The sequence below is a fragment of the Mesorhizobium sanjuanii genome (assembly GCF_002529485.1).
Taxonomy (GTDB): Bacteria; Pseudomonadota; Alphaproteobacteria; order Rhizobiales; family Rhizobiaceae; genus Mesorhizobium; species Mesorhizobium sanjuanii.
Window position 1 is genome coordinate 1 of record NZ_NWQG01000244.1, and the last position, 9,256, is coordinate 9,256.

The 9,256-nt window shown below is 63.1% G+C and carries 11 protein-coding genes; 4 read left to right on the forward strand and 7 right to left on the reverse strand.

The genetic code is table 11. The features are described from left to right. The first annotated feature begins 241 nt into the window (after positions 1–241). Positions 242–853, forward strand: a complete 612-nt coding sequence (locus tag CN311_RS28915; RefSeq protein WP_097577029.1) for an LOG family protein — start codon at positions 242–244, stop codon at positions 851–853. Between the two features lie 175 nt (positions 854–1,028). Then, on the forward strand, positions 1,029–2,030 hold the full coding sequence (locus tag CN311_RS28920; protein ID WP_097577030.1) for a transporter: 1,002 nt from the start codon (positions 1,029–1,031) through the stop codon (positions 2,028–2,030). A gap of 13 nt (positions 2,031–2,043) precedes the next feature. On the opposite strand, the gene cimA is transcribed toward CN311_RS28920, so the two are convergent. From cimA to cysS, 6 genes are read right to left on the reverse strand one after another with little or no spacing between them, the layout of a single operon-like run. Next, positions 2,044–3,666, reverse strand: coding sequence for a citramalate synthase (gene cimA, locus CN311_RS28925; protein WP_208866598.1), 1,623 nt, complete (start codon positions 3,664–3,666; stop codon positions 2,044–2,046). Next, positions 3,663–4,634, reverse strand: coding sequence for a prolyl aminopeptidase (gene pip, locus CN311_RS28930; protein ID WP_097577032.1), 972 nt, complete (start codon positions 4,632–4,634; stop codon positions 3,663–3,665). Before pip ends, cimA begins: the two co-directional genes overlap by 4 nt. Next, positions 4,631–5,107 (reverse strand): GFA family protein, encoded by a 477-nt coding sequence (locus CN311_RS28935; RefSeq protein ID WP_097577033.1) that lies wholly within the window; start codon positions 5,105–5,107, stop codon positions 4,631–4,633. Before CN311_RS28935 ends, pip begins: the two co-directional genes overlap by 4 nt. Next, entirely contained in the window at positions 5,104–5,595 is a 492-nt protein-coding gene (locus CN311_RS28940) for a GFA family protein (protein ID WP_097577034.1), read from the reverse strand. Before CN311_RS28940 ends, CN311_RS28935 begins: the two co-directional genes overlap by 4 nt. Positions 5,596–5,601: 6 nt before the next feature. Then, positions 5,602–5,988 (reverse strand): VOC family protein, encoded by a 387-nt coding sequence (locus tag CN311_RS28945; RefSeq protein ID WP_097577035.1) that lies wholly within the window; start codon positions 5,986–5,988, stop codon positions 5,602–5,604. Continuing rightward, positions 5,985–7,421 (reverse strand): cysteine--tRNA ligase, encoded by a 1,437-nt coding sequence (cysS, locus tag CN311_RS28950; RefSeq protein WP_097577036.1) that lies wholly within the window; start codon positions 7,419–7,421, stop codon positions 5,985–5,987. Before cysS ends, CN311_RS28945 begins: the two co-directional genes overlap by 4 nt. Before the next feature lie 390 nt (positions 7,422–7,811). On the opposite strand from cysS, the gene CN311_RS28955 reads away from it, so the two are divergent. Next, positions 7,812–7,967 carry a hypothetical protein gene (locus CN311_RS28955; RefSeq protein WP_097577038.1) on the forward strand — a complete coding sequence of 52 codons (156 nt, stop codon included), beginning with the start codon at positions 7,812–7,814 and terminating at the stop codon, positions 7,965–7,967. 60 nt (positions 7,968–8,027) lie between these two features. On the opposite strand, the gene CN311_RS28960 is transcribed toward CN311_RS28955, so the two are convergent. Beyond that, positions 8,028–8,789, reverse strand: a complete 762-nt coding sequence (locus tag CN311_RS28960) for an SOS response-associated peptidase (protein WP_097577037.1) — start codon at positions 8,787–8,789, stop codon at positions 8,028–8,030. Between the two features lie 118 nt (positions 8,790–8,907). Here CN311_RS28960 and CN311_RS28965 point away from each other — a divergent pair. Beyond that, a partial coding sequence (locus CN311_RS28965) for an NUDIX hydrolase (protein ID WP_165779886.1) occupies positions 8,908–9,256 on the forward strand: 349 nt, incomplete at its 3' end.

Here is a 9,256-nt window from a genome sequence, read left to right on the forward strand (position 1 = left end):
CCGCCACTTCCCCCGGCGGCGTGCGATTGAGATACGGGTCGAGCGCGCCCGACACATAGGCGGTTCCCGCCGCGGCCACCGAGCCACCTGCCGCGAACAAGAACGCCTTTAATGGGTTAATTGCCATAGTTGCCTGCCCCTTAGCCACCTAATGCCGGTCTAGCCTGTTTTGCCGAGACCGACAAGAAAAAGCCCGCTTCGGTCTTGACCACGCTTTCAGACCCAATCACCAATCATCGGCATGAACACGATTCGATCCGTCTGCGTCTATTGCGGCTCGTCTCCCGGCCGTGATGAAACCTACGCCAAGGCCGGGCACCTGCTTGGCCGCTCGATTGCCCGGTCCGGCCTGCGTCTGATCTATGGCGGCGGCACCAAAGGCATCATGGGCGCCGTCGCCGATGGCGCGCTCAAGGCCGGTGGCAAGGTGACCGGCATCATTCCCCGCTTCCTGATCAACAGGGAAGCAACCGAGAACGCCCTCGACAAGCTCGATGAACTGGTGATCACCGACAACATGCACGAGCGCAAGCACAGGATGTTCGAGAAATCCGACGCCTTTGTGGCGCTGCCGGGCGGCATCGGCACGGTCGAGGAGATCGTCGAGATCATGACCTGGGGTCAGCTCGGCCACCACCGTAAGCCGATCGTCTTCGCCAACATAAAGGGGTTTTGGGATCCGATGCTTTCGCTGCTCGACCACATGTCGGCCGAAGGCTTCATCCACACCGCCCAGCGGGTCAAGCCGCTGGTGGTCGACGACCCTGAAGCCATTGTCGCCGCCATCATGGTGGCGGGATCCTCGGTCGATGCGCCAACCGAGGGCGTGCAGTCGGTGATCGACAAAATGTAGGGGAGTAGGGCAGTAGGGCAATATGTTCAGAGGGCGCTCGAACCGCCATCTAACTACTGCCCTACTGCCCTCGACTGTCAAAAAACCGTCACACAAAACCGGCAGCGGCCATGCTAGGATTCAGAGCCAGCCGCCACTCGCGCGGTGCTTTGTTCAAGAAACTGGCGAAGCGACGATGAACATCGCCCTCAATGCGGAAGGCACCGACCTGTCCCCTTATCTGCCCGACGAGCACGGGCTGTTCTTCATCTATCACTTCACCGCCGAGGGCGCGCGCACCAAGGACGCCGCACAAGCGCACTGGACCTGGCGCAGCTACCAGCTCTCCGACATGCGCGCTCGCCACGAGATCGCCGCCGATCAGGCTTTGCCGCCGCCGGTGCGCGAAGCCTTCCTGTCCGCCAGCCATGGCTGCCACATCGACCTCGAGGACGATTGGCTCTATGGCGACCTGCCGGACCTGCGCCACGACTATTCTGCGGAAGCGGGCGGACTTGGTCATTTCCGCTTCGCCCTCAACGAGACGATGCTGGTGGGCGCCCGCAAGCAACCGCTGCAGTCGGTCGACAATATCCGCAAGGCGATCGAAAACGGATCGCGCAAGTTCCGCTCGCCGGCCGACCTGATCGAGGCCGTCGTTGGCCAGTCGTTCGACGGCATGGTGGCGGAACTCACCCGCCTCGGCGACACGCTCGACGGCATCGAGGACCGTATCGTCTGCGACGCATGGCACAATGAGCGGCAGGCGCTTGTCGACGCGCGCCGGCATCTGGTGGTGATCCACCGGCAGATGGCGACGCTGAGCAATCTGTTTCGCCATCTCGACCATTCGCATCGCAACGATCTGCCCGACACGATCAACGACATGGCCGCGCGGCTGTCGCACCGGGCGCATACGCTCTACCACGACGGCGAACAATTGCAGGCGCGCGCCCGGCTGTTGCAGGACGAATTGATGGCCAAGCTGACGACAGAGTCGAACCGCTTGCTCTATGTGCTCTCGGTGATGACGGCGGTGCTGCTGCCGATGACCATCATCTCCGGCCTGTTCGGCATGAATGTCGGCGGCCTGCCGTTCCTGGAAACGCCTTCCGGCTTCTGGATCGTCACCCTGTTTTCCTTCGCGGTGGCGGCCATCGTTTTCTTCGTCGTCACGCGGCTGGGCCGCAACGTTTAAGGTGGGTTCAAGACTATTCCGCCGCCACCAGCCCGGCCATCTCGCGGTTCTTCATCAGCTTGTAGACGATCGAATCCATCAAGGCCTGGAAGGATGCGTCTATGATGTTTTCGGAGACGCCGACCGTCCACCAGCGGGCGCCGGTCGAATCATGCGACTCGATCAGCACGCGGGTGATCGCCTCGGTGCCGCCATTCAGGATACGCACCTTGAAGTCGGCGAGTTCGAGGTCGGCGATCTCGTTCTGGTATTTGCCGAGATCCTTGCGCAGCGCGATGTCGAGCGCGTTGACCGGGCCGTGTCCTTCGGCCACCGACATCTTCTCCTCGCCCTCGACCAGCACCTTGACGATCGCCTCGGAGACCGTCTTCAGATTGCCGTTGGCGTCGAAGCGGCGCTCGACCATGCAGCGGAACGAGGTGACGCTAAAGAACTCCGGCAGGCCATGCAGCATCTTGCGCGCCAAAAGCTCGAAAGACGCGTCGGCGCCTTCATAGGCGTAGCCATCGGCCTCACGTTCCTTGACCACTGATATCAGCGCATCAAGCCGGTGGTCGTCCTTCGGCACGTCGATGCCGCGCCGCTTCAGCTCGGCGAGGAAATTGGCCTTACCGCCCTGGTCCGAGACCATGACGCGGCGCCGATTGCCGACGGCTTCCGGAGGTACATGCTCATAGGTCGCCGGCTCCTTGGCCAGTGCGGAGGCATGGATGCCCGCCTTGGTGGCGAAGGCCGACGCCCCGACATAGGGCGCCTGCGCTTCCGGGGCGCGGTTCAGCAATTCGTCGAATGCACGTGACAGGCGCGATATGCCGGTCAGCGCCTCGGCCGAAATGCCGGTTTCGAAGCGGTCGGCGAAAGCCGGCTTCAACGCCAGTGTCGGCACGATCGAGATCAAATTGGCGTTGCCGCAGCGCTCGCCGATGCCGTTCAGCGTGCCCTGGATCTGGCGCACGCCGGCCTCGACGGCAGCAAGCGAATTCGCCACCGCCTGGCCGGTGTCGTCATGGGCATGGATGCCGAGATGGTCGCCCGGAATACCCGAAGCGATGACCTTCTCGACGATGGCGCGGACTTCCGAGGGCTGCGTGCCGCCATTGGTGTCGCACAGCACCACCCAGCGCGCGCTGGCCTCGTAGGCGGTCTTTGCGCAAGCCAGCGCATAGGCTGCATTGGCCTTGAAGCCGTCGAAGAAATGCTCGCAGTCGACCATCGCTTCCTTGCCGGCGGCAACCGCCGCTTCGACCGAGGCCTTGATGGAGTCGAGGTTCTCCTGGTTGGTGCAGCCGAGCGCGACACGGACATGATAGTCCCAGCTCTTGGCAACGAAGCAGATGGCGTCCGACTGCGACTGGACGAGTGCCGCCAGTCCCGGGTCATTGGAAGCCGACACCCCTGCCCGCTTGGTCATGCCGAAGGCGACGAATTTGGCGCTGGCCGTGCGCTTCTTCTGGAAGAAGGCGGTGTCGGTGGGGTTGGCGCCGGGATAGCCGCCCTCGACATAGTCGAGGCCGAACGCGTCGAGCAGCCTGGCAATGGCGATCTTGTCCTCCACCGAAAAGTCGATGCCCGGCGTCTGCTGGCCATCGCGGAGTGTGGTATCGAAGAGGTAGAGGCGATCGCGAGCCATGGTCATTTCCCCGCAAACCGATCCGTTGCCCGAACCAGCCGGTCGAGAATGCCGGGCTCGGCATAGGCATGGCCGGCGCCTTCTATCAGATGGAAATCCGCCTTTGGCCACGCCTTGTGCAGCGCCCAGGCGTAGCGCGCCGGGCATGGCATGTCGTAGCGGCCGTGGACGATGGTGCCGGGAATGTCCCTAAGCTTGTACGCATCGCGCAGCAATTGCCCTTCCTCCAGCCAGCCGGCATGGACGAAATAGTGGTTCTCGATGCGGGCGAAGGCGACGGCGTAGTCGTCCTCACCGAACGGACCACTGGTTTCGGGGTCCGGCAGCAGCGTGATCGTCTCGCCTTCCCACAGGCTCCAGGCGCGGGCAGCCTCGATCTGCGCCTTGCGGTCGGTGCCGACCAGCCGCTTGCGGTAGGCGGCCATCATGTCGCCGCGCTCGGCCTCGGGGATCGGCGCCAGGAAGCGCTCCCACTTGTCGGGAAACATCTCCGAGACGCCAAATTGATAGTACCATTCGAGTTCGGCGCGCGTCAGCGTGTAAATGCCGCGCACAACCAGTTCGCTGACCCTTTCGGGGTGCGTCTCGGCATAGGCGAGCGCCAGCGTCGAGCCCCACGAGCCACCGAAGACCAGCCATTTGTCGAAGCCGCACATCTGACGCAGGCGCTCGATGTCGGCGACCAGGTGCCAGGTGGTGTTGGCCTCGAGCGAGGCGTTGGGGGTCGACCTGCCGCAGCCGCGCTGGTCGAACAGGACGACGTCGTAAAGCCTCGGATCGAACAGCCGCCGGTGCTTTGGCGAGATGGTGCCGCCCGGACCGCCATGCAGGAACACCGCCGGCTTGGCGCCTTTGGTGCCGCAGCGCTCCCAATAGACCTGATGGCCATCGCCCACATCGAGCATGCCGGACTGAAAGGCCTCGATCTCGGGATAGAGGGTACGCAATTCGTTGTTTACAGCTTCTGGGCTCATAGTTTCAGGCCCTGCTGCGGCCAGTTGGTCGTCTCGTGATCGGGATGCTGGAAGGAGATGATCTGCTCCTGCCTCGCGTAATAATCCGGATCGTCATGGACCGGCGCATCGAAGATGGTCTCGACCCAGGGCAGCCTGGCGGCGTAATTAACCTGGATCCGCGGTGCGAGGTCGGAGCGGTCGTCAAAAGCGCCGATGGCGATTTCGAGCCCGCCGGGCTGACGGTAGGTCAACGGCGTGCCGCAGCGGGCACAGAAGCCGCGATCGATATTGACCGACGACTGGAAATAGCTCGGCTCCTCATGGGTCCATTCGACGCCGTCCTTGGGCACCGTCACCAAAGCGCCGAAGAACGAACCGAACTGTTTCTGGCACATGCGGCAATGGCAGATGGACGGGCGGCCGAGCGCGCCCTTGATGCGGAAGCGCACGGCGCCGCACTGGCAGCCGCCGGTTCGAACTTTCTCGGTCATGATCTTTCCTCTGGCGGCCATTGTTCGGTGTCGTGGTCGGGATGCTGGTAGGAGACGAGTTCGGCGAGATAGGGAGCCGACGAGATGTCGGCCATGGTGTCTTCGCCCGGCAATTCGTGGATGTGATCGACATAGGCGAGTTTTGCTTCGGTGCCCCACTGGATGGTCGGCACTATGCCGGCCGGATCGTCGAAGGCGGCGATAGCAAGCGCGACGCCGTCGGGCGCCTCGAAGGTCAGTGGCGTGCCGCATTCCGCGCAGAAGCCGCGTAGCGCGGCGCTGGAAGAGCGAAAGCGTTTCGGCTCGCCACGCGTCCAGTCGAGCTTGGCGCCACGCACGGACACCAGCGGCAGGTAGAAATTGCCGCTCGCCTTCTGGCACATGCGGCAATGGCAGACGGAGGCGTCACCCAGTGCGCCTTCGACGCGGAAGCGCACCGCGCCGCACTGGCAGCCACCGGTATAGACCGGCCGGTTGTCGAGGCTCATTGCAGGTCACTCCGGAGCATGGCAAACCGCCTCGACATTGTTGCCGTCTGGATCGAAGACGAAGGCGCCGTAATAATTCGGGTGGTAGTGCGGGCGCAGGCCCGGCCCGCCATTATCCTTGCCGCCGGCGGCGATTGCCGCGGCGTGGAAGGCGTCGACCTCGGCGCGGCTGCGCGCGGTGAAGGCGACGTGCTGATGGTCACGGGGCTTGTCCTTGCCGGTGCTCATCCAGAACACCGGCCGGTCGCGGCCGTAGCCGCCGATCCTGGCTCCGCCCGTATACTCCATGGGCACCATATAGAGCAGCGAGGCGCCGAGCGGCGCCATCGCCTTGTCGTAGAACGCCTTCGAAGCGTCGAAATCGGCAACAGTGATGCCGAGATGGTCGATCATCTTTTTACCTCCCAGGTGGTCACGCGTTCGCCGGTGATCGGATCCTTGCCGTCCTTCAACTGCACGCCCAGCGCCAGCAGTTCGTCGCGGATGCGGTCGGCTTCGGCCCAGTTCTTGGCGGCGATCAGTTCCAGGCGCCTGGCGATGGCCTTGTCGATCTCGCCTTCATCGACCTTGGCCGCACCGACATCGAAGCCTAGGAACAGAAGCGCGGCCTTCAGCGAAGCGGCGGCATCGTTGCCCTCTGCCGCTTCACCAGCAAGCTGCGTCAGCACCTGGAAGGCGGCATAGGTGGCAAGATCGTCCGACAGGGCGTCCACCATGGCCGCCGGCAATTGCTGTGCTGCCGCCGGCGCCAGATCCGCGGCGCGCTTCCACTTGCGCAGGGTGTTTTCCGCCTCTTCCAGTTTGCGCACGGAAAAGTCGATCGGCTCGCGGTAGTGCGTCATCAGCATCGCCAGCCTGAGCACCTCGCCCGGCCATTTGCGGCCGCCAAAGATGTCGGTCTCCAGGAGTTCGTTGATCGAATAGAAATTGCCCAGGCTCTTGGACATCTTCTGCCCCTCGACCTGCAGGAAGCCGTTGTGCATCCACACCTTGGCCATCGTTTCGGTGCCGTGGGCGCAGCGCGACTGGGCAATCTCGTTCTCGTGGTGCGGGAAGATCAAATCGAGCCCGCCGCCATGGATGTCGAAGACCTCGCCGAGATAGGCGGCCGACATCGCCGAGCACTCGATGTGCCAGCCCGGACGGCCCCTGCCCCATGGCGAATTCCAGCCGGGCTCTTCCGGTGACGACAGTTTCCACAAAACGAAATCGCCTGGGCTCTTCTTGTGCGCGTCGACGGCGACGCGGGCGCCGGCCTGCTGTTCATCGAGATTGCGCTTCGACAACTGCCCGTAGTCCGGCATCGAGGCGGTGTCGAACAGAACTTCGGCCGCCGCAACATAGGCATGGCCGCGTTCGATCAAGCGTTGAATCAAGGAGATCATGTCGGCCCTGCCGTCGGGCCTGGGTTCGACGAATTCGGTGGCGCGCGGCTCGACCGTCGGCTCGAGGCAGCCGAGCATCGCCACGTCCTTGTGGAACTGATCGGCGGTCTTTTCGGTTACCCTTCGGATCGCCTCGTTCAACGACAGCTTTCCCGAGGCGATCTCGGCGCCGAAATCGCGCAGGGCGCGGTCGTTGATCTTGTCGTCGACATCCGTGATGTTGCGCACATACGTGACGTGCTTTTCGCCATAGAGTTGGCGCAACAGACGGAACAGCACATCGAAGACGATCACCGGCCTCGCATTGCCGATATGGGCAAAGTCGTAGACCGTCGGGCCGCAGACATACATGCGCACATTGCGCGGATCGATCGGAACAAAATCCTCCTTCGTCCGCGTCAGCGTGTTGTAGAGGCGCAGGCCCTTCGATGCGTCAGACATTCGTGCCTTCCCGGTCGTTGGTTTCTGGATGAAGCCGGTGTTGCGCGGAGACACAAACCAGGCTCCAGCCTGCTGGCCGGGGCGTTTGTCCACTCTAGGGAAAGATGAGGCGAAAACGTCCGGACCAGCGCGAGGCTAGCCAATAATGCAAATGCCACAAATGGCGAAAGACGTTTTCATGGCGGCTTTATCGCCTCACCCGGTGTTGCCGTCAAGTCGCAACAGCAAGCAAAAGCGTCGCTGGATCACAGGTGATGATGCACTGAAACATTTTATTAAACATGTCGGCACAGTCATGAAACATTCGCCGGCTAGATCGCCAAACGTCACGATTTGGTCGGATTCGACCAGCAAACGCAGACACGAGACTTACCCAGGGAAGAGAAAACAATGCCTCGAACCAAGCAGGAAGCCAACCGCGCCAAGCAACCGATGCTGGCCAGCCAGTACCGGGCGATCGGACCGGCCGCGATCGTCGCCGCCCTTCTGCACACCGCGAAGAAGAAAAAGCCGGCACAGAAGATCACATCACCCCGCGCTGCCTGAGGCGACGTCCAGCCGACGCCATGCGCCGGCAAGGGTGCCAAAAGGCGCCGAAAATAGCAGCTAGAACAAGGTCATTTGACTGTCGTCCGCGCCGGGCTTCTGGCGCCTGACCTTCACGGGCTCCGGCCCGACGACGCCCCTCTTCTGAATCTCCGGTCCGGTGTTGGCGACCTTGTTGACAAGGTCGGAAATCGGAATCGCCTCGAAGAAATCGGACTGTGCCGGCCGCAACATGTCGGCAACGTCACGCGGCTCGAGCATGCGGCAGTCCAGCCAGCGGGCGAAGTCCTGCGGGTGGATCACCACCGGCATCCGGTCATGGATGTGGGCGATGTCGGCATTGGCATGGACGGTCAGGATGGCGCCGGTGTCCATTTCACAACCACCCGGTTCGGCATAGGTCTCGATCAACCCGGCGAAGGCGACCAGCCCGCCATGCCTGGGCCTGATCCAATAGGGCTGCCCCCTCTTGCCACCGGTTTGCCGCCATTCGTAGAAACCGGATGCCGGCACCAGAGCGCGGCGGTGGCGCATGGCGGCACGAAACGAGGCCTTTTCCACCGCTCCTTCCGAGCGCGCGTTGAATAGCAGCGGAAAGGCTCTGGTGTCTTTCACCCAGGTCGGAATCAGTCCCCAGCGCACCAGCATCGCTTGTCTGTCAGGCAGGTTCGAACCCGGCGCAAGCGGTGGACCGGCGAGCGCCATCAGCACCGGCTGCGTCGGCGCGATGTTGTAGCGGGCCGGAAAGTCCTCCAGTTCCGCCAGGCCGAGGAAGGCAGCGGTCTGGTCCGGTGTGGCGGTCAGGGCAAAGCGTCCGCACATGAATTCAACTTTCGAATTGGTGACATGTGAAAGTGGCGATGGAACCCGCCTTTCGCAACCGCTAAAGCTGTTCACCGACGGCCGGTCCACAACGGCTATGTCTATCAAGCGGGAACTCATGGAAACACGCAGGATCATTCCCGCAGTCTCGGTCGCCGTCGTGCGTGGGAACACGGTGCTGCTGGTCAAGCGAGCCAGGTCGCCCTCGCAAGGCCTCTACGCCTTCCCGGGCGGAAAGGTCGAAGCCGGCGAGACGCTGGAGGACGCAGCGGCCCGCGAACTGCTGGAGGAAACCGGCTTGCGGGCCGAGGACTATCGCCCGCTTCGGGAAATCCACATCGATGGCAGCGACGAGAACCATCCGGTCGACTATCTCCTGACAGTGTTCGGCGCCGTGTATGTCGACGGCGAGGCCACCGCCGCCGACGACGCCGAGACCGCCGCCTTCTGTACGCTCAGCCAGATGG

Excerpts from the sequence above, each read along its gene's own strand:
- cimA (WP_208866598.1), bottom strand. The coding sequence starts at position 3,666 with ATGACCATGGCTCGCGATCGCCTCTACCTCTTCGATACCACACTCCGC.
- CN311_RS28955 (WP_097577038.1), top strand. The coding sequence starts at position 7,812 with ATGCCTCGAACCAAGCAGGAAGCCAACCGCGCCAAGCAACCGATGCTG.
- CN311_RS28945 (WP_097577035.1), bottom strand. The coding sequence starts at position 5,988 with ATGATCGACCATCTCGGCATCACTGTTGCCGATTTCGACGCTTCGAAG.
- pip (WP_097577032.1), bottom strand. The coding sequence starts at position 4,634 with ATGAGCCCAGAAGCTGTAAACAACGAATTGCGTACCCTCTATCCCGAG.
- CN311_RS28935 (WP_097577033.1), bottom strand. The coding sequence starts at position 5,107 with ATGACCGAGAAAGTTCGAACCGGCGGCTGCCAGTGCGGCGCCGTGCGC.
- CN311_RS28940 (WP_097577034.1), bottom strand. The coding sequence starts at position 5,595 with ATGAGCCTCGACAACCGGCCGGTCTATACCGGTGGCTGCCAGTGCGGC.
- CN311_RS28920 (WP_097577030.1), top strand. The coding sequence starts at position 1,029 with ATGAACATCGCCCTCAATGCGGAAGGCACCGACCTGTCCCCTTATCTG.
- cysS (WP_097577036.1), bottom strand. The coding sequence starts at position 7,421 with ATGTCTGACGCATCGAAGGGCCTGCGCCTCTACAACACGCTGACGCGG.
- CN311_RS28960 (WP_097577037.1), bottom strand. The coding sequence starts at position 8,789 with ATGTGCGGACGCTTTGCCCTGACCGCCACACCGGACCAGACCGCTGCC.
- CN311_RS28915 (WP_097577029.1), top strand. The coding sequence starts at position 242 with ATGAACACGATTCGATCCGTCTGCGTCTATTGCGGCTCGTCTCCCGGC.